Raw genomic sequence first — 23,876 nt, forward strand, 5'->3', positions numbered from 1 at the left:
TCAGAATTCGTGTTTTCTAGGATACACCTGCTAACTGTTTTTCTTTCGTTTCTAATGGTGCTGTAAGTGCTGCTTCTAATTCGGCACAACCCAGTTTTTCTTCTAAGATTTTCATGACTTCGCGTCCGAAGTCGTTGGGGTTTTGTTGCCAAGCTTGCAAGCAGACTTCGCCAAAAAATGAACCAAGGGGTTCGGGATTCCAGAGAAGTTTTTTGGCTGTCCACGGCATCAAGCTCATTGGATCGTACCCTGGTTTGAGGATGCCTTCTTTAAAAGCATATTCTTCTAAATGGGTATGGGGTTGTAGTCCAATAAAGAAAATGGCGGGTTCGACTTTATCGGCACCAAAAATCCGTTCTAGTTCGCGGTGGTAAGCGATGGTTTGACGGATGGTTTCGGGACGTTCGTCAATGACGTTAAAGGAGTAGTTAACGGAAACTACGTCGTTGAAACCAGCAGCTTTTAAGTCACGACAGTTTTGCAAGACGGTTCGCAGGTTGTAACCCATCCGCATTTTCCGCACGAGTTCTTGAGAACCACTGGTAATGCCGATTTCAAAATAGTTCATCCCCGTTTTCGCCATCAAGTCACACAACTCTGGTGTCAAATTGTCGGCTCTGATATATGCTGCCCAGTGGATATCGGTCATACCAGAATCGACGATTTTTTGCAAGAGTTCTACAGCATCGGCGATAAATTTTTTCGCGGGGATGAATTGGGCATCGGTAAACCAGAAATTGCGAATGCCGCGATCGTATAATTGGCGCATCTCGGCAACGACTTCATCGGCTGGGTTGATGCGTACTTGTTTGCCTTCGACGACGGTGTAGACGCAATAACAACAGTTGTGAGGACAACCCCGCTTAGTTTGTACACCTATATAAAAGTCTTGCTCTTGCAGGTAATAGTTAAATTCCGGCCAGATGCTTTCGATATAGTCGTAGTTGCAAGCAGTTTTTTCTATTGGGGTGGGTTGTTCGTGAATTAGCCGTTGACGTGGTTGAGTTTCTCCGGCAACGTAACAGCGTTCATCTCGAAAATCTCTGCCACTTAAAAGTTTTTCTAGCAGGGTTTCGCCTTCACCCACAGAAATAATTGTCCCTTGGGGTAAGCTTTTACCCAATTGTTCGTAAAAGACGCTGACTGCACCACCACCGACAACGACACGCGCATCAGAGTTATATTTTTGGGCGCGTTTTAAACCGCGTTTGATTAAGCCCTGATTTTGCCACAACTCCACATAGTAAGCGGTGAAGATACGCAAACCACCCAATCCGCCGCGTAGTTTCAATAGAGGATTTTTGGCGTAGTAAAATTCAAAGGCATTTTGCAGCGGGTTGCCACCACGTCCGCCAACTGGGGCATAAATTTGAATATCCCGCCAAGAAAATACTAGTAGTGTTGGTTTAAATTCATCGATACAGCGATCTAGAGCGGAACTGTAATCTAAAGGTGGCACTGTTCCTAAATCAAAGATGCGCTGTTCAATATCAGGAAACTGCTTGTGGACATGATCGCTCAGGTAGACAACCCCAATAGGAAAGATGGGGTTACAAGGAAGGCGAACGTAAAGAATTCGATTTTCCATCATCTGTGTTTGGACTTCCATCTTGCCAATCTGTGAAGAAAGCGAGAGAAACATTCAGTTTTAAAGTGTGTGCTTGTTTTATCTGGTTTTATTTATCAAATCGCGCTTGACATTTTAGCTAATTATTGGTATGTGGAAGCTGCTATTATCAACTGCGGTAAACGCTAGAATTGCTGTGCATAAAACATACATGGAATCTATAGAGAGCTTTATGAAGACATTTTTTCATATAGCTTTACCATAACATCGAGTTTATTCATTAAGCGATGATCCCAGATGATTAATCCTGGGATACATGAAACAGCAAAACTCACTTCCTGGCTATGCGAAAGGCAAGGGGATCATCATTATGTCAATTTCCTAACAATCAGCCTAAAGAAAAATTCAAGCTTTTATACCAGTAAAAAATATCAAAGACTTTTATCCATAGTGTATAATTTCAAAAAAGGTGTAAATAATTACAAAAATTTCATAACTGAAAATATATCTTTAGACAGAAATAATCTACAAAGGCTCAGTTGGTATTCGCAGTTACAACAACTGGGGATCAGTGAGTGCTAGGCTTGGCTAGTGTAATGTAAAATTGTGGCGTAAAGCTCCTCAGCAGTTATGGCTCAAATATTAGATCCTCTACCACCTGAGCAATCAGGAAAAATTCTCTGCTGCTACATTAATGCCACGAGCAAAATACAGGTAGCTCGCATCTGCAATATTCCCAACTGGTACTTTGAAAGGGTTGTTTTCCCTGGACAACGTTTAGTTTTTGAAGCTCCGCGAAAAGGTCAAGTGGAGATTCACACAGGGATGATGGCAAGTGCAATTTTATCCGATAAGATTCCGTGCGATCGCCTAATGCTCGAAGAACCCAATAATTATGAGTTTGATACAGACTCATCAGATCGAAAAGACCCTATTAATACCAAATTAATGGTGCAGCAAATTAATACAAAAATCGGAGATACTACAAAACCCTTGCAAATCCTTGGTTTAGCATAGGTTGATTAAAAAAAAGAATTTTACTAAATTTCAGGGTTGCTAATTCAGCAACCTTTTTATTTATTATTGGGGACTGGGGATTGAAAATAGGCAGAGGGGCGGGGTGCGGGGTGCAGAGGGGAAAATGCTTCTCTCTTCCTCCCTACTCCCTACTCCCTCACCTTCCCCGAAACGCTCTCCTGCTATTGCCAATTTCCGACTAAAACATAAGGTGCCCAATAATAAGGATGAGGTGGTAAATTCTGCAACTCCTGAAAAGGTGGATTCAGTTTCAAAGATTCTAACAGTGATAGTTGAGCGTTCTTCAGAGCATCTGCTTGTTTCCCCCCTGGCTGTTTGAGGTCTTGGTAAAATTGACCCATAAATTTAGCAGTAGAAGCATCCCCTACAGGCCAAAGAGTGGCAAGGGTACTGCGTGCGCCGGAACGAACAGCCATCCCTGCCAAGCCTAAGACAGCTCGTTCATCACCAGTAGCAGTTTCACAGGCACTTAACACTAACAATTCTACGGGTGTGCCTGGTTCTCTGAGCAAAGCACTCAACTCCTTAATACTGATACTTTTTCCATCCCCTGTAATAATAAAATTCTTCAGGGGATTAGAACTAAATAGCCCATGAGTGGCTAGGTGAATTACAGGAAAATTTGATTTCAACTGTTTTTGAATCGTTTTAACAGTAAACTCTTGATTGAGCAGCTTTTGGGAAGCAGGAAAAGTTTGTTTAATTTGATCTAATTCCTTGGGAACATTAATCAGTGCGGCAAAAAATTCTCCTTGTACCTTCATTTGCTCGCTAACTCCAGCAGCTAAGACCTTAAGTTCTTTCCTTCGCAATTGTTTAGGAGCGAGCAATTGTAGGCTGGGAACTAGGGCAAGGCTATATTTTTCAATGAGATAATTTTGTCCATCGTAGAGCGCAGCTATTGGCACTCTCTGCAATCTCCCATTTAGTACAAATACTAAACTCTTGATTTCCTTGGGATCTAGCTGCATCTCGAAAGGTTTAATTAGCCAGTTATAAACTTCTCCAAAAATTGGTAAAAGTTTCTGAAGATTTTCCTTTAATTCTTTGGGATTTGGGTTAGAAGTTGAGAGAATGTTTCTTGCAGAGTTACTGATACTAACATTGTCTAAATTATCGTAGAGCCGATCTAGAGTCTCATTAACTTCTTGTTCGCCAATCGGTATTACTACCTCCTGCAAAGGTTTTCCTGATACGGAAAGGATAACTTCTAAGCGATCTGGTAAAACAATTGGATAAATTACGGCTGCATTAGCATCAATATTATCAATTTGCAACGCGACATCTGCTGTTTCAGAACAGGGGTCTTGAAAAAAGTTATCCAGTTCTGCTAATTGCAGAGATTCTATCACCTGACGGGCAAATTCTAGGCGTTTTTGAGACTTTTTAGTTTCCGGTTTTTCCTGCTTGATGGTAGGATTAGACACTATTAGCGCACTTAATTCGTTGTCACTCAAATTTGATTTCAACAACAAATCTGCTAATTCTAGATACACAGGTTTGACTTCTTGGAGAAAGTCAAACTGGACATCTTGATTGTTGGCGTTTAAATCGCTGCGTAGGGATTGCAGAGTATTAAAGGCGGCGGTATAAGCTGCGATCGCTCCTTTGATATCTCCCTGTTTCCGTAGTAAACTCCCTAACTGAGATTGCCAAAGATAAGTAATTTCTCTGGCATCACCACTGATATTTTGTTCTTGGGCTAACATCAGTGCTTGCTGTGTCAGTTTGGTTGCCTGATTTAACTGCCCTTGTTTGTGGTAAAGTTTGCCCAAATACCCTAGAGCGTAAGTTTCAGTTCGTTTATCCTGTAGAGTCCGTGACTGTTGTAGTGCATTTTTTAATAAAGGTTCAACGTTATTTATTTGGGCGCTTTGCATCAAAGAATCAGCAAAGTTAATCTGGGCATAGATGGCAGCACGACTGGGAGTAAGAGTAGTCAGGTTAGGTAGAATTTGATTTTGCAATGCTTGAGCATCTTCGCTTAACTGCAACTCTAACCCAGAGATAAAATCTTTTCCTCGTTGAATTAATTTAGTTTCCGAAAATCTTGACCAAGAAGTAACCCGGCGTTGCGTCTGTTCACCCCACCATCTTTTCATCTCCAGTAATAGCTGGAAGTGATTTAGTTGTGCCTGAATTTTAGGCAGTGGTGGGGCTGATGTTATCTTTGCTGCTTGAATATAGTAATAAACAGCTTGATCGTAGGGCGCTAGAGCATCCAAGAGAGATTTGCGATCGATAATTTCTGTGACTGCATCATAGTCCCAGCGATCGCGGATTTGGTTGCCTAAGATCCGTCCGGTATTACCTAAACTCAGTAGTACTGAGCTTTTTTCCGACGATTCGACAATTGATGACAGACTTAACTGCAAGATTTCTTGCGACTTTTGTAATAACCCTTGTCTGCGTAAGACATCACCGAGGCTATGCAAACCAATGGCTTGAGTTAATGTCAGGGAATCACTCTTTTGAGTAAGGGTTTTCTGGAATTGCTCGATTTGGGTTTGGCTACAGTTGGGGTTTTTGATTGCAAAAACTTCGAGTAGAGTATTGCAAGCTTTGGGGTACAATCCTAAATCTTGCAAAGCCTGGGATTTGTTGATCAGACTCTTAGTCATTCCGTCGCGATCGCCTACTTGTTCATAAGCCTCAGCCGCCGCTTGCCATAACTTTGCTGCCGCTTCTAATTCTCCGGCATTGTACCGTTGTTCACCTTCTCTTGCTAAGGCTAAAGGATTAGCAGCATTCGGATGTAAATTGGGGAGATTTGACCAAGCTGGCATAGTGAAACTAGATAACAATCCCAATAAGGCTGAAAGGATAAAAATTACTAGACGACGGTACTTCTTATAAATCATACAATTTTGGATTTTAGATTGACTCCATACCCTTTAGTCATTAGCTCTGCCATTTAATCTTAGATTTTATATTTTAGATTTATTCTCGCATTTAAATTCGGGAGCTTAAGACCTTTTCGGATTTATCGAGCAGAATTCAGGAGTCAGAATTCAGAATGAATTTTGTATGACTCGCTTTCCGCGTCTCTATCAGTCGCGGGTCTGAATCCCCGACTGATTTATTCTGACCCCTCAATTCTGACTTCTGAATTCTTTTTTATGATTCAAAATCCAAAATCCAAAATTTAAAATTAAGTCAGATGTTCCTGCGTTCAAAATGCTTTGTATTCCATTTGAAAATACACGCCGTTTTCTTGCCATGTGCGCTTGCTATTATCAATATTTATTAAAGGAATACCCCAATCTAAACGGGCTGTAAATTTATCCCCCATTTGCCAAAGCAGTCCTAATCCTGAGCCTACTAAAGTATTAGGGCTGGGATTTTCTCTGTCTGTATTCCAGACAGTACCAAAATCGATAAATGGTGCAACCTGTAAAGTACCTTGCAGTTCTGGGAAACGGGCGACGGGTAATCGTAATTCTGCGGAAGCAAAAATGCCGTTATCACTGAGTAAAACATCTTGGCGATAACCCCGCACTGTTCCTTGACCTCCCACACTAAACTGCTCGATGGAAAGCAGAGAGCTTGTGGCTAATTGCACATTAGAACGCAACAACAAAGTCGGAGCGATCGCTGGTTGTCCTTTTGCCTGACCAAGGAGGCGCAAATAGATCAGTTGTCCCCGCCAAAGGAAATATCTGCTATCTGGTTCGCTGTTATTTATTGTGGCGTTAAAAGCTCCAATCCCCAAATTAAACTCGGAACGAGCCGCTAAGACTTCTTGACGACTGCGCTGTAACCATTCTTGGGCGAAACTTAATTCTGATATCCGCGTTTCTCCTCGATCGTCAGCCCCAGGAAACAGGGGAAAATCTACTCCTTGAATCGAAGAATTACTTACCCGCCTAGCTGCGGTTAAACTCAGTGTAAGTTCTTGGCTGACTTCTGGAGTGGCTCTTTGCAGAATTGGCTGACGAAAAGATAATTCAAATTCCCGTGAATTTACTCCAACATCCAAATCATCGAAAGGAGGTTCAATAATTTTATTGTCAGTAATTCGATAGTTGAAGCCAATAGTGCCATTTCGGGGATTGACTGGCAAGGTATAACCACCCTCAAAGCTATTGCTACCATCGGTATTTTTGTAGGTAAAATTCAAGCGATCGCCGATTCCCAAAAGGCTGGCTTCGGATAAGGTGATGCCGCGCTCAAAAGTCCCAACACTGGGATTGCGGTTATTATTAATACTGAGTTGGGTATTAAAAGTTTTCGCTCCCTTGACTGTCACAGCTAGGGAATTGACACCTGGTCTAGTGCCAGCGGTGAGTTCGGCATCTAAACTTTCAATCAGGGGATTGAGTTGCAGCAGTTGCAAAGCTTCTTTAAGGCGGTTGATATTCAGCGGTTTGGTAGTAGCGATCGCAATGCGACTGCGGACATAATCTGAGTTCAACCGTCCTTTAATCACATTGACTTGAATATCTTCTAAACTGCCTTCTACTACCTGAATTTTGATGATACCAGAACGAAACTCTTGACTGGGAATGTATGCACCAGAGGTAATGTAACCCTTTTGAACATACAACTCGGTAATTTGATTAGCAGCTTTGAGGAGTTCGGCAAAGGTAATTGCTTGTCTGGTAAAATTGGCGATCGCAGAGTTTAATTCTCCTTGGCTAAAGGCGGTATTACCAACAAACTCAAACTTTTGCACAGTAATACTACCTGGAATATCTAGTCCTTCTTCCGGGGTTGGCGGTACTGTCGGCTGTATTTGGATAGGTACGTTTGTTGGTGGTAGAGGATTAGCTGGCGGTTGTTCTGGGGGCTTTGGGGTTACAGGATTAATCGGTTGGGCAAATGCATAATTTATGTGATTTAGCAAGAGTATGAGGATAATGCAAGGAGATAAAAAAAATCTCCATCGCCAAAGACTTAATACCATTTTGGATTTTAGATTTTAGATTTTGGATTAGTCATTAGTTATTAGTTATTTTTCCCCATCTCCCCATCTTCCCAGTCCCCAGTCCCCAGTCCCCAATCCCCAATCCCCAATCCCGCACTACGTAACATAAAAAATATTTAGTGACAATTCGATGATGTTAACCCAGAACCATAGGGAGTAGGATTAGGCGTTTGGCTGGCGAGAACTAGCACACCTTGGGCGTTAACATACCAACCTCTGGCTGGGGGTGGCAGTTGCGGAGTATTATTCATTTCTGTAGCAGCACTGGTATTAACAGGCTCAAAACTAATTAAAGCTCCGGTACTTAACTGTTCGCTCGGTCGAGGTGGCAATCCTCCGCGTCCAGTGATGGTAAATTCGCTTCTATTTTGACTTGTTGTCCCTCGACAAGCCTGAGCTACTACCTGTTCTGGTTTAGCTACTTCTTGTGGTAAATCGATGACTTCAAAATTCCGTTCTGCCTCTGGCGTAATGATGCTGACTTGTCCGGCGACTCCTAATTGGGAACTAGCAGTAATCTGACAAGTTGGACACACAAAGAATCCTTTTGTATCGATACTGATATTTCCTCCCATACCCTGAAAAGCGGCGGCGGTAATCTGACTGCCTTCTAGGAGCGTGACAAAATTGGCAGAACTAAAACCACCAATATTAATATTGCCTCCGTTACCGCTTCCTCCAGCAGTGGCAGATATCTGGCTGTTAGTACGCATTAGTAAGGAATTCGTTTGCAAGGATATGTTACCACCTTCACCTGATGTGGTAGAAGCAGATAATAAGGCGCGATCGCTAAGTCCCACATTACTTGCTGCGATCGTCAATCTTCCACCTGCTCCCGCACCAAAATTATCGCTAGATATCTGACTATTACCGGATACTTCTAAAGAATTCTGGACTTGTAAATCAATGTTGCCACCTTGACCGCCTCTGGTAGCCGCTGTGATTCCACCTTGACTGTCCAGCAAAATAGAGCCAGCCTTCACCCACAACGTTCCGGCATTTCCAGTACCATCATTTCTCGCTGTCACCTGTGCGCCATCGTTGACAACCAATTTCCCAGTGTTAATTGTCACATCTCCAGAAGCTCCACTGGGCACTGGAGGTACTCTTAATAGCTGTTGCAAACTCGGATCAACGATGTTGGCTGAGGAGATGATCAAACTAGGATTGACGGAGCCTGGCACTTTGCCACTAACCTCTACACTGTCTTGAGCGTTAATAGTGACGCTACCAGCCGGGCCGCTAGCTAAGGTGGAAGCATCAACTCTACCACCGTCTTTGATCGTCAAACGTTGAGTATTAATTGTAACACTACCAGCTTTTCCTGGGCCAGCAGTACCAGCAGTTATTTCGCTAGGGGTGAAAACCAATGGTGTAACACCGATCAATTCTACTAACTTCGAGGCATTTATAATTACATTTCCACCTAAGCCAGTACCAGCAGTTATGGAGGCAATATTTCCTCCTGAAAGCGCAGTTAATTGCTGCGTTGAAACTGTCAGACTTCCGGCATTCCCAGTCCCAAAAGTTGCTGCCGTAATATTACTGAAGCGACTAGGGTTAATTGGTGAAAATCCTGACACTTCCAACAAATCGCCAGCTTTAATATCAATATTTCCACCAGCAGCAGGCGTGTAAGTAGCCGCAGAGATGGCTGCTCCATCCTGAATGACTAAGCGAGGGGTTTTAACAGTAATATCTCCACTTTTGCCACTGCCGAGAGTTTCTGTAAATAAGTTACTTGAAAGCTGTGCGTTTGCTGTAGTACCCACTAAAGATAAGGATTCAGAGGCATTGACGTTAATTCCCCCTGATGATTGCGCTCCTTGGGTTTGAATTAACACGATTGAGCCATCGCGGATGGAAATGTTTCGCCCTTGCAACTGAATTGAGCCACTACCTGGGCCACTGGTATCTGCTAATGCCTTTTGAGATAAGGCAATATCTTGAAAGTTTGTTACCCCTTGATAACCTAAATTCCAGCCTTGAGGACTAGGGTTGAGACTTACAAAACCTCCTGCCACACTACCTAAATCAATACGTCCACCCTCGGCTGTAAGGGTTCCTCCCTCTGAAATAATTCCTCCTCCCACCAAAGCTAGGGTATTACCTGGCTGCACCTTTAGTCCGGTGGTGTTTCCCCTAGTAAAGGGTGAGAATATCGGACTTTGCAGACTGAGGTTATGCCCTTGACCTTGGACACGAATCCCTTGCGGATTTTGCCCAAATTGTAAACCTACTGGCACACTAATCGTTAGTCGCGGGGAAGAAGTTGTTGAATCGGTAGCACTAAATTCTGCACCATCAGCAAATTTGAGGCTATCTGCCGTACTTGCCAAAAATGAGCCACCAATATTGAGTTGAGCGTTGGGGCCAAAGTTAATACCACTGGGATTGATGAGGATAAAATTAGCACCGTAGTTTTCTCTAATTAAGCCATCAATATTGGAAATTGAACCACCTGTAACTCTGCTAATGATGTTACTAATGTTGCTTAAAGCTGGAGTGTTGCTGAAAAAAGCCTCGCCACCAGTGGGAACAGAAAATTCTCGAAAGCTATGGAAGAGGTTGCTACCGACTTGGGTTCCGCCTGTGATTAAAAAATCCAGCCCTGGCTTTGTCCCTGGTGAAACTACAGTTTGTCCATCGGGGAGTGTGTTATCTGAAGAAATTTGCGCTAAAACAGGAAACCCAGTAATTAGACAGCAGATATAAGCACTACTAGCAATTAAAATTTGGCGAAAGACTTGTTTCATTTTGAATAGGGGAAAATCACCCCACGGAAAAATTATTGGAATGTTTTTTTAGTTGAACTTAAGTAAATTTAACTAAAAATGATATTATTATTGAGTTTATATTCCAGCCTGAATTTTGATCGAGAAGGGGGGTTAAGTAATATGAACAAGTGGCCGTCTTGGGTAACTATGGGAACAGCCCCAATATTAACTCTGGGTTTTATAGTAGCAGTCTGTGTACCCAGTAGAGCTAACAATGTACAAATAACCTGCAAGACTACCGATAGTACACCAAAAGTAATTTTGAGTTTGGCTAAAAACGGAACTCCCGAAAATTACATGATGTTGAATTTTCTCCCGAAATATTTCTCAGCGGTGAGTGCTGTGCAAGATTGCCAGAATACAGCTAAGAGTTTACAGGCTGTCTATGATACGGGAAGTTCTAAGTATTTAACGGCTGATAAGCTTAACGAGCAAGCTGTAGTGTGTGCTGTAGAACGCAGAGGTATCGGTTGTAACCATTACAGTGCCCAGGTTTTATTTATTCTGAAACCGGTTGATAATCCCTCTCAAGCTTTATATGAAATGTTGGGTAGCGATTTTAAGCAAGCACAACGTCCCGATGCTCGGACTCTTAGTCGTACTTACACAGACACCAGACCTTGGTGGTGGCCATTATAACTAGTACAACAAGGCGTAAATAAACCACCCATTTCAAATTAATGAAACGCTTACGCTGCATTCATTTTTAATTTTTAATTCCGCCTTGCGGTACTAGTATTACGAATTAGTAATTACTTTCGCACAAGTTTCTTTTCCTCGTTTTGCGGGTTGGTAATTAGGTTTGAGCTTCAAAGCTTTATCGAAAGCCACGTTCGCTTTTTCGGTTTGCTGGAATTTACACAGGCTCAATCCCAAATAGTACCAGACCTCAGCTTTTTGAGTATCAGTTAGCTGATGATGATCTAGAAGAAAATAAAATTGTGCGATCGCTTGATCGTCTTGCTTTAAGCCTTGCAGCGCAATCCCTTTACCCCGTAAAGCTACAAAATATTGGTTATTGTACTTTAATGCCTGTTCGTAGGCTTTTAGAGAGCCTTCATAATCTTGTTTTTGCAATAAAACTTTACCTTGATAGCTAAAAGCAATGGCTAACTCTTTGGCGTTTGCATCTTTCTGTTCAACTTCCCAAATTTGTTTTAAAAGCTCAATTCCTTGATTAATACTATTAAGCGCTGCATCTGGTTGCTTTAGTGCTAGTAAGACTTCAGTTTTGTTAATCCAGAATACAGGATCTTTAGAGTTGAGTATAATCGCTTTATCAAAAGCTGCGATCGCCTCCTGATATTGTTTGAGGTTATATAATGCTTCCCCTTTACAATTCCAGGCATAAACGGCTTCTGGATTAATGATAGTTGCGGTAGTGCATGATTCTAACATCTGGTTATACTCTTTGAGTCCAGCTAGTGCATAGCCTCGGTTAGTCCAAGATTGGTAGTAATTGCTATCAAATTTTAAAAGGTTGTTATATTTTGCGATCGCTTGTTGATAATTTCCTTGCTGTAATAAAACATTACCTCGTTTGAAAGTTATTTCTACTTGTAACCATTTGAATACATTGAGACCAAAAAACATCAAGCCAGAACCACAGACCATTAAACCAGCTATTGCTAGCAATATCAAAAATCGTTTAGTTATTGTAGATTCAGGACGCGCAATGAGATTGCTGGCATTGAAATTATTAGCTGGTGAGATGGTTGTATTGGCCAATGAGGCAGAAAGTATTTTCTCTAGTTCCAGGTTTACCCAATTGCGATTAAAAACTGCTTGGTAAATCCGGTTCCCAAGTTTGAGTTTGTCTTGTTGTTGGATTATTAATCCTAGATACAGCAGTTCTGCCTGTTCTAGACTATCTTCGGTTGGTAATTCGCCCTCTTGCCAAATTTGCTGGTACATTTCTAACAGAGATAACGGATCGCATTGCTGATTGTGGAGCATCCTTTCATGTATCTCTTGCAAATGCTCGGCGGCGACTTGAGTTTCCCAATTGTTAATCAAGTAGGTTTGTACTACTTGATTAACAATTGCTGCTTCTGCACCTGTGGCAATACGATCTGGCGATTCTGCAAGCAATTGACAAATTTTTTCAGTGAGAGTCGGTTGTCCATCTGTCCAGAATTGTACTTCTGCCAGCAAAGCTTTCGGACAACTAGCTATTTCATCTAATTTGAATAATTCTATAGTACTAAGGCTAGACACTCCTAACCCTGCTGATTCTTGCTCTCCCGAATTGAAAGTAAAAACTGAATACTCAATCGGGTTCGAGATTTTAAAATTGTTCTGCTGTGGTACTACCATTTTCAAATGCAGTTCTTTCTGCGCTGACCTGTGATTGTTTGATATTTCTTCCTGCTGGTGCAGTTGGGATTCTAAAGCAAAATTCTCTAGAAAAAATTTAATCGTAGTCGGTTTCAACCAACCCTTAAGTACTGCTAATTCCCCAAAGCGAAGTTTATTTTGTGGTTGTTCAGTCAGGATAGTTGTGATTTGGTGTTTATCTAATAACCCAGCTTCTTCTAAATATTTACCTAAGGGTTGTTTTGGTTTATGCTCTACAAAAGCAGGCCACTCTTGAGAGAAAAAATCAGCCGTTTCTTGTTTAAGCCATCCATGCAAGACTAGAATTTCACCAAGCTTCAACCCAGCAACTTGGGTCTGTTCTTTGAGAGCAATCTCTACCTGCTCAGATGAAATAAGGTCAGCCTGTTGTAAAACTTTACCAAGGGGCTTCATAATCAAAGAGAATATATTAAATTATGAAAGTAGAAAAACAGATTATTTTTTATTTGAGTTCTCAAAAATATATATTATCATTCATGTAGCAATTTTGACTATTCTCAATTTATTAATTAATAATACTAATGCTTTCTAAAATGGCGTTTGGGGTAAGTATATCTGCGTTTAGGTCTGTAGAGGCTGTGGATATGCGACATCTACTTTTTTGATTATCATTATTATTTAGCAAAGATTGGAGTCGGCGATCGCTGACAATTATTCAGTTTACATAGTTTGTGACTTTAACCGAACCCCATCTCATCTACAATCATTCTTATGAATCTGCCTTCATTTCTTTGGTTGTGGAAAATAGCCGCCTGGTCAATGGGGTTATCGCTGCTGGCATATCTGATGTTAGCAGTCAGCGGTGTTTGGATGTTTCGGGCGAGAACTTCGCAGCAATTCCCTTTTATTACCCCATTTATGGGTGGAAATAAAGGAGTGCGATCGCTCCACTATACAATGGGCATCAGCATGGTAAGTTTAGTGTTACTACTGCTAGCGATCGGTATTGTTGGTACTTTAGGGCACTTTGGTTCTTTAGGTCACTCGTCACACTTAATCGCTGGGTTGATCGTGGTAGCACTAGTTTTACTATCTGCTTTCAGCGCGACGCAAATTAGTGCTAGACGACCTTGGGCTAGACCTTTACACATCGGTGTAAATATTATTCTGTTTGTAGGATTTGCCTGGGTATCCCTGACTGGTTGGATTGTAGTACAAAAGTATTTACCGTGAACTACTGTACATCAAATACCAGGGAAATAAATCAGGAGTCAGAATTCAGAATTCAGGAGTCAGAATTCAGAATTCTGAATACTCCACCCATAAAGGGATAGAGTTTTAAGATGAGAATATTTAATACTAGTTTCGCCCACTATGGGCGAAAGCGCGTAGCGGGACGTACCCCTACAGGGATCTTGCTACGCGGTAGCGTAGCGTCTCTAAGAGTTGTACGGTTTTAACCAATATTTATTAACTCAGTTGTACAGAATTTAATCCTGAATTCTGACTCCTGAATTCTGACTCCTGAATTCTTCTTATAGACCTACCCTACAATGAAGAAAAACATTGTAATTGAGCCGTGACAGCAAACTCAGCCACTATCTCACCTTCTGTTTTTCGTCTGTCTCCTTTGATTCGGATAACGTTGCTGAGTCTATACATAGCACTCACAGTCCCATTACCCTTTTTATCGCAGGTAACAGCTGCACCCGTACCCCCAGAATTATTGTGGATAGGGATTAGCATCGGCTTAGTTGCCTTGTATGCGGTCTTGACAGAACAAGTAATAGTAGATGACCAGGGAATTAAAGTTACTTACCCCACCTGGGTGCCTAGCTTTTTTCGTAAAGGGTGGTTTTTATCTTGGTCAGATGTCAAAGAGTTAAAACCCCGCAGCACCGGTCAAGGAGGCTTAGTTTATTACTTCCTTAGCCAAGATGGGAAAGCTTATTTACTACCTATGCGTGTAGCTGGATTTGCCCGTCTAGTGCAAATTGTCCAAGCAAAAACAAGCATTGATACTACAGATGTTCGCCCTTTAGCACAGCCGTGGATGTACCTGATTTTACTAGGATTCACTCTGCTGTTACTATTGGTCGATGGCTGGGCGATCGCTACAGCCTTAACTACCAAACAATTAACTTAAAATTGGATATGGGGCATAGGGCATAGGGAGGTGTGGGGGGTGTGGGAGGAGAGGGAAGCAAAATTCTCATTTCCCCACACTCCCCACACTCCCTCATCTCCCCAGTCCCCAGTCCCCAATCCCCAGTCCCCAATCCCCAGTCCCCAATACCCTTGAATACAGCAAAAGCCACACTCAGGCTAGAGCAAGTTAATCTGTTTACAAAGCTGAAAACCCAACTTCCTGGCAATCAACAGGGATACCCTATATTGCAGGATATTTCCTTAGAAGTATTCCAGAGCGATGGCTCCGCCAACGCCTGCGGCGAACGCATTGCCATTGTAGGCTCAGTAGGCGCTGGGAAAACTTCGTTATTATGCCTCCTCAACCGCTTAATTGAACCCACGAGTGGTAAACTCTATTTAGAAAATCAAGAATATCGCCAGATTCCTGTCATCCAGCTACGGCAGATGCTTGTACTTGTATTGCAAGAGTCAAAGCTGTTGGGGATGACAGTTGGGCAAGCCTTGGCTTATCCTTTAGTTTTGCGTGGTTTATCCAAACAGACAATTCAGCAACGAATCAATCATTGGACAGAACAAATCCAGATTCCCAATGAATGGTTAGGGCGAACAGAGGTACAACTTTCTGCCGGACAAAGACAACTAGTAGCGATCGCTCGTGCCTTAGTCATCCAGCCTAAAATATTATTATTAGACGAGCCAACCTCCGCCCTAGATGCTGGTACAGCTTCTCATCTAATGCAAGTACTAACCCAGTTGAGTCAAACTCATCAAACCACGATTCTGATGGTAAATCACCAACTGGAACTAGCCCAGATGTTTTGTACTCGGTTATTACATTTACAACAAGGTCGTTTATTCGCAAATCAAAAAGTCTCTGAGATAGACTGGATTGAATTACGAAAAAGCTTAATTAAAGCAGAAGCTCAAGACGATTTTGGATTTTAAATTTTGGATGGATATTGAGTATTAGGTATTAGGTATAAATGTTCCCAGTTCCCAGTCCCCAGTCCCCATCACACTTGACTACTACTAAGTGTTGAACGTTGATTATTAAATCTCTCTCTTGCTAACTTTGTTGTTTGTGACTGTGAAATGTTGGTATTCAAAATTTCCATGTTAAAACGGTATCCAACATTACGGATAGTTTGAATCAAATTAGGTTGCCGAGGATCGAGTTCAACCTTTTTCCGCAGCGATAAAACGTGAGTATCAATGGTACGAGGGTTATCAATAGCATCCGGCCAAGCACGACGCAATAATTCCGACCTACTCAGAGGTACTCCCCCAGCTTGTGCTAAAACGTACAGCAAACTGAATTCCTGTGGCGTTAAGTCAATGAACTCCCCCTGAAAACGGACGCGGCGCTGAACTAAATCGATTTGCAAAGTACCATAATCCAAATAAGCTGGTGCAGTAGGTGTGCGCTTCCGGCGAATTAGTGCCTCTACCCGTGCCAAAAACTCTTGCATCCCAAAAGGTTTGCTCAAGTAATCATCTGCACCCGCCTTTAAACCTGCAACGATATCAGCTTCACTATTACGAGCAGATAGCATTAAGATTAGAGGCTGTTGCTGACGATGCAACCAACGACAAAACTCAATACCATCACCATCAGGTAGGTCTGCATCTAAAATTACCAGTGTTGGTTGATGGCTTAAAAATACTTCCCTTGCTTGATAAATACTGGCAGCTTGATGCACACGGTATTCCAGTTGTTGCAAGTGCCAACCCAACAACGACCTCAGATGGGGATTCCCCTCAATGATTTCTATACAAACCGAACCCACGGTGGCAAGACCCCTTAGCGTCTGATGACTTTCAAAGTAACAAGCCCATCTCTAAGGTTTTGTAGCCTTTGTTACTTCAATTGCTATTAACTTTACATTTCCTAATAAAAAGCGTGTCAATATCTTTAATTTATGCCTTGCCGAAAGGGGATTAGAAATATTATTAAATTTTTATTAAATTTCTCGAAAGTGTTGTTACACTTATTAAAAGTTCTTTTAGCGTAACATTTGTATGGAAATGGATGTAATGTGGCAAATATCCATAACCTAACCAGCTAAACGTTAATACAACAGCTTTTCAACCTGATGGCAAAAGTAGATTTTTTCACCAAAATTAGTGCCTACATCCAGGAACATAACACCAATACAATTGGGCTGTTGATCGTGAAAATTAGAAAAATAACTTAGCAGCTAACTAGAATCGATGTTTTCTGGAATAGGATGAAAGTAGCTTGTAGCTGCTACGAGGGTACTACCCAAAGTAGATGTGTTGACTTTGAGTTAATGCCAAAGTGAAATTACAGTTCACTTTCGAGCGTGAATCATTTACAATTCTCATTCCAAAGAGATTAATACAGCAGTTATGCTCCAAGACACACAAACCATCCGCTATTACCAAAGACTTACCGATGCCTTCATCGAGCTATGGAATCGCGGTTATCGCACGGATGATATGCGGATGTATTTGGATGGATATCTAGCCGCACTGCGACATAGCAATGTCATTGAACCTTTCCTGATTCATCGCTTAGAAGAGGAAGCCAGCCGCTTCTTGTACGATGGATCAAATTTTGCAGTGCCGCAACCACAGCCACAGCCAGATTACTACTAAGTACCATTTACTTGGTGATTGATAGTAACCGCTAATTACCGCAGATAATTATAGCATATTATCTGTATTGGTCAACGGGTTGCTGTGGTGTGAGATTTTGGAGATATTGTATTGATTAAACGCGTCCCCTCAGCCCCATATTGGTTTTGCCAATATGACTGAGGGGATTGTTGACTTAACCAGAAATGCATTTGGGTTGAGACTTAATCCTCCCTAACTCTTCCAAAATTTAATACCCTGATTTTGTCAAGAGTATGAATGAGAAACTTAGGGAAGTTAGTAATTGAAAAATTATCATCTCAACGAGTCAATCTATTTTTGTCAGAAACCTATTAAAAAACCTTGAAAGGGGAGATAAATCGTATTTCCCCTTTCAAGGACATTAAAAATAGTACATTGCCTTGATTAAAAAGCGCTAATTCAGTAGTACACCCTCTAGTTTGTTGTAAACAGGATGTTATGAGGCTATAGCGACTTCTACTTTTTCCTGCAATTCACCTTTCTGGTACAGTTCAATCAAGATGTCAGAACCACCAACGAATTCACCATTGATATACACTTGGGGAATTGTGGGCCAGTTAGAGTATTCTTTAATTCCCTGACGGATTTCAGAGTCGGATAGAACGTCAATTGTCTCGAAGGGAACTCCCAAGGTATTGAGAATCTGCACAACGTTGTTGGAGAAACCACATTGGGGCATTAACTTGTTTCCCTTCATGAAAACCAAAATCTTGTTGTCTTTTACCAAGTTATCAATTTTGTCTTTGAGTTCTGGCGTCATGGTATTTGTGTTTCCTATGTTGCATTAAGAGAGTGAGGAGTGAAGAGTAAGGAGTGAGGGGTTAAAAATTCATCATTCATAACTCCTAACTCCTAACTCATAACTTTAGGAACTTGCTGTTGCTTGCCATGCTTCAGGAGTGTATGTTTTTAATGCCAAGGCATGAATCGCTTCAGTTGACATAGCCTGTCCCAACGCACCATAAATTAACTGGTGCTGTTGCACTAGTCCTTTACCTGCGAAGCGCGATGAAACTACTGTCACCTGATAGTGGTCTCCGCCACCAGTCAAGTCTTGCACCTGAACCTGGGCGTCTGGCAGTTCCGCCTTGATCATTGCCTCAACCTGCTGCGGACTAATCATCGCAATTCCTGAAAAAACTTACTTTTCTATTATTAACAGATATAGAGCAAATACCTGTGCCAATTTCAGGTTTTGGCAAGGACTGGAATAAATGCGCCTCATAGGTATATTTTTGAGAACGCTGGGGAAAGCTATGGCAGATAATCCTATCCTAGCACTGGGCGTTCCAGGGTGCTGTCCAGGGAGAGAAGGATGTGAAAGATGAGGGAGATGGCGAAAAGCAGGCAACAAAAATTTAATTTATTTTTTTTGGGATGAGGAAGATGAATTACCACCTTCTTTGGGATAGGGAGAATCGACAAAACCCAATTCAAACAACTGTTTATAGGCTTTTTTGCCTAAATCCCGCGTCGGGTTTTGACTTTTAATTATTTGAATCAACAATGGTACAGCTAATTCTGGCTGATTTTGGGCGCGATGTACCAATGCTAGTTGAAAGGTGGCTTCATCTCGTTTTTGGGCTGTTAATAGAGCTTTTTGACGTTGAGAATCAGAAACTCTATTGTCAATTCCCGAAAAGCTAGAATTTAACTCTTGATAAAAATTAGATAGCTGATTATAAACCTGACGTGCTTCTTGCAGTTTCTTGGCAGCTAAGGGGTAGTTTTGAGCAGAAACAGCTTGTTCTGCCTCTTTTACTAAGCGATCGCCTCCTGCAATGCTCAAAAGGCTGTTACTTTCGGTTACGGGGCGAAGATTATTAGGATCGTTGGGGTCAATGGGTTGTGGTTGGCTGGTAGTGCCTGGTAACTGTGGTACCTGAGCATTCACAGGTGATAGCAGACTGAGGACTGCCATAACTGATAAAACAGTACGGTGCATCAAGGTAACAGCGGCAGCAGTGTTCATGGGATCAATTAGTGCGACAACTAGATAAAAGAGTTATGGAAACTTCGGGTATCTTAACTCTGTTTTGGTCTTGGACAAAGCAAAGTTACATCCTAAGTATCTCTGATTTAGACTAAAAATCGGTTTACTAGAGTTCCCACTACCCCTGTATACCAATTAACTTCTATCGCAGCGATCGCCGATACCCATAGTACAATGCAGTTCAGTTAGCGCCAAAAACCTTAAGTTGTGTAGAAACCCAACATTTTCATAGCTTTGTTGGGTTACGCTTTGCTTCACCCAACCTACAATTCTTCTTAACTTTTTATTACTCAGCACGGGCTAAACCTTAGCTATCCGCTAACAGCACTGTTTCGGTGATGTCTCCAGTCCACGCTTGCGAAAATTTTGTTTTTACCAGTAATATTTACGACATTAAGAATTAGTAATTTCTGCAAATGCGTGATTAGTAACTTTTGTTTCTTGATGACTTAGTTGTTGCAGTGCCTTGGCTAAATCAGCTGTAATGCTTTTGGCATCTTGTTTTATACAGCCACTCATGTAATCCGTTACTCTGATTGGGGAACCAATGTCAATACTCACATCTGTACTCCAATTGGGATAAGGTTGGCTGTAATTAATGCCTATAGGTATAATTTTCACTCCCAGCCCCGAATGACTAGATTCAGCATTCAAAGCCAGACGAGCAATTCCTGGTTTTAACTGGTGAACTTGACCATCGCGAAAAATGTTACCTTCTGGAAAGATTACCAGGGTTTTTTGCTGCTGAAGTAGCTCGACTCCATGTCGCAGCGTGCGGATTGATGGATGCTTAGAATTTACAGGAAACCCACCCAAACGTCGGACAAACCAGCCTTGCAAACCTTGGCATTCGTCAATCGTCACCATAAACCGCAAGTCTTGTTTTCTCAGAGAAGCGGTAGCATAGGGTACGAGCAAGGCATCCCAACGCGCTCGATGTGTAGGCGCAAGGATCACAGGCCCAGTTGTGGGGATATTTTTTTGTCCGGTTATTCTAATTTGTCCAAAGAATAATGGTAATAGGCAGTGACGCCCTAATAAATGTGCCAGAGGACTTAACCAAGGAGAAACCCTTGAGGTAGCACTATCTACCTGAGGATTTGCTGGTGTGCGCTGGCAGTTATCGGATGAAGAATAAAATTCCATCATGACGGATGCAGCTGATTGACAGGTAAAAATTTAACGAAAAGTCTGATTAGTTACACCGTAGATTCTCTTGCGTGAATTGTGTCGTACTAGATGGACAGTTTTACCTCTGTCCGTTATTTTCCCCGACGCCGCCTAGTGGCAAACCAGGCCTGTAATTGTTGACGACAAGCTGACTCCAGAATGCCTCCGATTACTTGTAAGCGATGATTTGAAGCAGCGCTATCGGGTATGTTAATAACTGTACGAATTGCGCCAGTTTTTGTATCGTCTACTCCATATACCAGTAGTCCTAGACGCGCTTGCAAAATAGCACCTGCACACATCGGGCAAGGTTCGAGAGTTACATACAGAGTGCATTCATTAAGATGCCAATTTTGTAAAGTTGTTGCAGCTGTCTTGATAGCTAGAATTTCCGCATGAGCAGTAGGGTCTTTGTCGCGCTCTTTTCTATTTTCTCCTTGTGCTAGCAATTTGCCTGTTGAATTAATGATAACAGCACCGACAGGGATTTCACCTGCATCACCTGCTGTTTTTGCTAATTCTAGGGCATAATTCATCCATTGTTGATGTATAAGATATTCTGTATACTTAGTTAGCATCTTCTTATCAATGCATGATGTGCAACTTAATATTCTGACTTTTATCTAACTGTTCTGTTAAGGGAAGAGACGCGATGAATCGCCGTCTCTACAATAATCTTTCGTCTTGACCAAGAGGCAGGGGAGCAGGGAGCGGGGGGCAGGGAAGAAAGATTCTGGAATTCCCCTGCTCAAAGGGTTTCAAGCCCCTAAATTTATTTATGCCCTCATCTAAAATATTTATTTCGATAGCGCAGCGTTAGCGAGTCTTTTCCCAAGGGGAGACGCCAAGGGCGAATGAGCGTCGCGGAGAGTGCCACGAGAAATAATGCGTCCGTTTTCTTGCCCCTAAATTTATTTATGGGGTTCTCCCCCCTGCTCCCTGCTCCCTGCCCCTTTTCCTCTTTGTGATGGCGATTTATCGTGTCTAAATAGCGGCTTGGGCTAAAAGGGGATCGAGTTGACTTTGTGTGTCTAGTTGATAAAGGTCATCGCAGCCGCCAATGTGCTGGTTATTGATAAAAATTTGCGGTACTGTACGGCGACCGTTGGCGCGTTCTGCCATTTTGGTTCTGGCTGCTGCGTCGCCGTCGATTTTGTATTCAGTGAAATTTACACCTTTCCACCACAGCAGTATTTTGGCACGAATGCAGTAAGGACAAGTTTGCCAGGTGTAAAGTTCGACGTTGGCTTTGACTCGCTCTGGATGGCGATTTAATAAGGGATTAAGAAAGTCCAGCATATTGATCTTAAGCAAGGTTTTAACTATGTCTCTAGCCTAGAACATTGCTTACCGCATAGGCGCTGGAACCCACTTTTGGAAACCCTCTAAATGATTCCAATAAGATAAATATCCAGTCAATGCCCAAATTAAAGCCGCTACTATCAGCACTGCTACGCCAATTAGCCGCCAGGTTCGGTTGGTTTTCCAATAGAGAGTTGGCGCGGCAAAAATCCCACCTAATCCAGTTAAAATAAAGCCGATTCCCGATAAAAGCGGTTGCTTTGTCAAATTCAAGTTGATGATACGGATACCGACTACGATCGCAACTGCACCAGCAAAGAAGCCATAAATTGCTATTGTCAATAAATCCCAATTTTGAGCCAGGGCGATCGCAGCAGCGACAAACAAGATTCCAAATAGTACACTCGTCTCACCGAAGGCAATATTAAAGCTACCCATTACTGGCCAGGTGAAGCTCATGTGTAAACCAGTTGTGAGTGCGATCGCACCGGTTATGCCAAATCCCGGAATCCACTGTTTTTGGTTAGAACTATCTATACCACGATACACGTAGTCAGCTAGTAGAAATAAGCCAGCCACCATGTTAATTAACATGAGGGTGATGTAGTCGATAAACACGATTAACCTCTTAATTTAACAAGCTCTAAACTCTGCACCTCGTTTTTCAGTTTTTAGTGAATTTACCAGCTTTTTTCTTAATTATTTTATACCTAAAGATAGATACTGAATAACTGCTACCCATTTGTAATAGTTTTTAACTTAGTTAATTTTGAACACGCTTTATACTGAAGTACTAAAGGTAAAAAACAAGAATGTCTTAAATGGCACTTTTGTAACCAGTTAGCAGTAAAACTTAACTTTCCTCCACGTGTATCCGCCCTTTGGTAGACTTGAAAACTGAAATAGGCAGATGAAACGACGCAAATTCAAGCAGCTGAGAGGGTAGACTCTGTGGAAAATACACTTGGGTTAGAGATTATTGAAGTAGTGGAACAAGCCGCGATCGCATCCGCAAAGTGGATGGGGAAAGGCGAAAAAAATATCGCTGACCAGGTAGCTGTGGAAGCGATGCGGGAGCGGATGAATAAAATCCACATGCGCGGTCGCATCGTGATCGGGGAAGGCGAACGTGACGACGCGCCGATGCTATACATCGGGGAAGAAGTTGGTATCTGTACCCAACCAGATGCCGCAAGTTTCTGTAACCCAGATGAACTAATTGAAATTGATATCGCAGTTGACCCCTGTGAAGGTACGAACCTGGTAGCTTATGGACAACCTGGTTCGATGGCTGTCTTGGCAATTTCTGAAAAGGGCGGATTATTTGCTGCTCCTGACTTCTACATGAAGAAGTTAGCAGCACCTCCCGCAGCTAAGGGCAAAGTAGATATCAACAAGTCAGCCACGGAAAACCTGAAGATTCTCTCTGAGGTTTTAGACCGGAGTATTGAAGAACTTGTTGTGGTAGTAATGAAGCGCGAACGCCACAACGATTTAATTAAAGAAATTCGTGAGGCTGGAGCTAGAGTCGCCCTAATTTCAGATGGTGATGTGGGTGCAGCTATTAGCTGTGGTTTTGCTGGAACTAATATCCACGCGCTGATGGGTATCGGTGCGGCTCCTGAAGGTGTAATCTCGGCAGCAGCAATGCGTGCTTTGGGTGGACATTTCCAAGGTCAACTGATCTACGATCCAGCAGTCGTAAAAACAGGTTTGATTGGAGAAAGCAGAGAAGCCAATATCGATCGCTTAAAGTCTATGAATATCAATGACCCCGATAAGGTCTATGATGCTCATGAACTAGCATCTGGTAAAACTATTCTGTTTGCTGCTAGCGGCATTACCAGTGGTAATCTCATGCAGGGTGTACGTTTCTTCAAGGACGGGGCAAGAACTCAAAGCTTAGTTATTTCTAACCAGTCGAAAACTGCTCGATTTGTTGACACAATTCACTTGTTTGGCGAACCAAAAGTTCTCCAATTGAACTAATTTTTAGGGAATGGGGAATGGTAA

Annotated in this window: 21 protein-coding genes; 7 read left to right on the top strand and 14 right to left on the bottom strand. The window is 42.2% G+C overall.

Annotated features, from left to right (window positions below):
- Window positions 1–16 precede the first annotated feature (16 nt).
- Window positions 17–1,609 (bottom strand): photosystem II high light acclimation radical SAM protein, encoded by a 1,593-nt coding sequence (locus V7L31_RS28190; protein ID WP_334699393.1) that lies wholly within the window; start codon window positions 1,607–1,609, stop codon window positions 17–19.
- A gap of 588 nt (window positions 1,610–2,197) precedes the next feature.
- Here V7L31_RS28190 and V7L31_RS28195 point away from each other — a divergent pair.
- A complete protein-coding gene (locus tag V7L31_RS28195; protein WP_334699280.1) occupies window positions 2,198–2,584 on the top strand; it encodes a DUF1830 domain-containing protein in 387 nt (128 codons plus the stop codon).
- Between the two features lie 182 nt (window positions 2,585–2,766).
- Here V7L31_RS28195 and V7L31_RS28200 read toward each other — a convergent pair whose 3' ends face one another.
- From V7L31_RS28200 to V7L31_RS28210, 3 genes are all read right to left on the bottom strand, one after another.
- Complete coding sequence (locus V7L31_RS28200; protein WP_334699281.1) at window positions 2,767–5,466, bottom strand: CHAT domain-containing protein; 2,700 nt, start codon at window positions 5,464–5,466, stop codon at window positions 2,767–2,769.
- A gap of 311 nt (window positions 5,467–5,777) precedes the next feature.
- Complete coding sequence (locus tag V7L31_RS28205) at window positions 5,778–7,451, bottom strand: ShlB/FhaC/HecB family hemolysin secretion/activation protein (RefSeq protein ID WP_334699282.1); 1,674 nt, start codon at window positions 7,449–7,451, stop codon at window positions 5,778–5,780.
- A gap of 197 nt (window positions 7,452–7,648) precedes the next feature.
- Window positions 7,649–10,288: an S-layer family protein gene (locus V7L31_RS28210; protein ID WP_334699283.1), complete on the bottom strand. Its 2,640-nt coding sequence runs from the start codon at window positions 10,286–10,288 to the stop codon at window positions 7,649–7,651.
- Window positions 10,289–10,429: 141 nt separating this feature from the next.
- On the opposite strand from V7L31_RS28210, the gene V7L31_RS28215 reads away from it, so the two are divergent.
- Window positions 10,430–10,948, top strand: coding sequence for a COP23 domain-containing protein (locus V7L31_RS28215; RefSeq protein WP_334699284.1), 519 nt, complete (start codon window positions 10,430–10,432; stop codon window positions 10,946–10,948).
- Window positions 10,949–11,047: 99 nt separating this feature from the next.
- Here V7L31_RS28215 and V7L31_RS28220 read toward each other — a convergent pair whose 3' ends face one another.
- A complete protein-coding gene (locus tag V7L31_RS28220) occupies window positions 11,048–13,060 on the bottom strand; it encodes a tetratricopeptide repeat protein (RefSeq protein WP_334699285.1) in 2,013 nt (670 codons plus the stop codon).
- A gap of 318 nt (window positions 13,061–13,378) precedes the next feature.
- On the opposite strand from V7L31_RS28220, the gene V7L31_RS28225 reads away from it, so the two are divergent.
- From V7L31_RS28225 to V7L31_RS28235, 3 genes are all read left to right on the top strand, one after another.
- Window positions 13,379–13,840, top strand: a complete 462-nt coding sequence (locus V7L31_RS28225; protein ID WP_292853644.1) for a DUF4079 domain-containing protein — start codon at window positions 13,379–13,381, stop codon at window positions 13,838–13,840.
- Window positions 13,841–14,186: 346 nt separating this feature from the next.
- Complete coding sequence (locus V7L31_RS28230) at window positions 14,187–14,753, top strand: hypothetical protein (protein ID WP_334699286.1); 567 nt, start codon at window positions 14,187–14,189, stop codon at window positions 14,751–14,753.
- Window positions 14,754–14,905: 152 nt separating this feature from the next.
- Window positions 14,906–15,703: an ABC transporter ATP-binding protein gene (locus V7L31_RS28235; RefSeq protein ID WP_442944507.1), complete on the top strand. Its 798-nt coding sequence runs from the start codon at window positions 14,906–14,908 to the stop codon at window positions 15,701–15,703.
- 68 nt (window positions 15,704–15,771) lie between these two features.
- On the opposite strand, the gene V7L31_RS28240 is transcribed toward V7L31_RS28235, so the two are convergent.
- Entirely contained in the window at window positions 15,772–16,545 is a 774-nt protein-coding gene (locus tag V7L31_RS28240; protein ID WP_179067605.1) for a response regulator transcription factor, read from the bottom strand.
- A 583-nt stretch (window positions 16,546–17,128) separates the two neighbouring features.
- On the opposite strand from V7L31_RS28240, the gene V7L31_RS28245 reads away from it, so the two are divergent.
- A complete protein-coding gene (locus tag V7L31_RS28245) occupies window positions 17,129–17,377 on the top strand; it encodes a DUF6761 family protein (protein WP_099102685.1) in 249 nt (82 codons plus the stop codon).
- 457 nt (window positions 17,378–17,834) lie between these two features.
- Here the strand turns inward: V7L31_RS28245 and grxD are convergent, their stop codons facing one another.
- The 8 genes from grxD to V7L31_RS28285 all read right to left on the bottom strand — a co-directional run bounded on the left by grxD (window position 17,835) and on the right by V7L31_RS28285 (window position 22,481).
- A complete protein-coding gene (gene grxD, locus V7L31_RS28250) occupies window positions 17,835–18,158 on the bottom strand; it encodes a Grx4 family monothiol glutaredoxin (RefSeq protein WP_334699287.1) in 324 nt (107 codons plus the stop codon).
- 105 nt (window positions 18,159–18,263) lie between these two features.
- Entirely contained in the window at window positions 18,264–18,521 is a 258-nt protein-coding gene (locus V7L31_RS28255; protein ID WP_179067608.1) for a BolA family protein, read from the bottom strand.
- Window positions 18,522–18,761: 240 nt separating this feature from the next.
- Window positions 18,762–19,370, bottom strand: coding sequence for a hypothetical protein (locus V7L31_RS28260; protein ID WP_334699288.1), 609 nt, complete (start codon window positions 19,368–19,370; stop codon window positions 18,762–18,764).
- Window positions 19,371–19,526: 156 nt separating this feature from the next.
- Complete coding sequence (locus V7L31_RS28265; RefSeq protein ID WP_334699289.1) at window positions 19,527–19,688, bottom strand: hypothetical protein; 162 nt, start codon at window positions 19,686–19,688, stop codon at window positions 19,527–19,529.
- Between the two features lie 96 nt (window positions 19,689–19,784).
- The gene (locus V7L31_RS28270; RefSeq protein ID WP_334699290.1) at window positions 19,785–20,540 is read right to left on the bottom strand and encodes a lysophospholipid acyltransferase family protein; all 756 of its coding nucleotides are present in this window, start codon (window positions 20,538–20,540) and stop codon (window positions 19,785–19,787) included.
- A gap of 113 nt (window positions 20,541–20,653) precedes the next feature.
- Complete coding sequence (tadA, locus tag V7L31_RS28275) at window positions 20,654–21,139, bottom strand: tRNA adenosine(34) deaminase TadA (protein WP_334699291.1); 486 nt, start codon at window positions 21,137–21,139, stop codon at window positions 20,654–20,656.
- Window positions 21,140–21,545: 406 nt separating this feature from the next.
- Window positions 21,546–21,860: a glutaredoxin 3 gene (gene grxC, locus V7L31_RS28280; protein WP_334699292.1), complete on the bottom strand. Its 315-nt coding sequence runs from the start codon at window positions 21,858–21,860 to the stop codon at window positions 21,546–21,548.
- 48 nt (window positions 21,861–21,908) lie between these two features.
- Window positions 21,909–22,481 carry a DUF981 family protein gene (locus V7L31_RS28285; RefSeq protein ID WP_334699293.1) on the bottom strand — a complete coding sequence of 191 codons (573 nt, stop codon included), beginning with the start codon at window positions 22,479–22,481 and terminating at the stop codon, window positions 21,909–21,911.
- Window positions 22,482–22,814: 333 nt separating this feature from the next.
- On the opposite strand from V7L31_RS28285, the gene glpX reads away from it, so the two are divergent.
- Window positions 22,815–23,852: a class II fructose-bisphosphatase gene (gene glpX / locus V7L31_RS28290; RefSeq protein ID WP_334699294.1), complete on the top strand. Its 1,038-nt coding sequence runs from the start codon at window positions 22,815–22,817 to the stop codon at window positions 23,850–23,852.
- Window positions 23,853–23,876 lie beyond the last annotated feature (24 nt).

This window comes from Nostoc sp. (genome assembly GCF_036916655.1).
Classification (GTDB): Bacteria; Cyanobacteriota; Cyanobacteriia; order Cyanobacteriales; family Nostocaceae; genus Nostoc.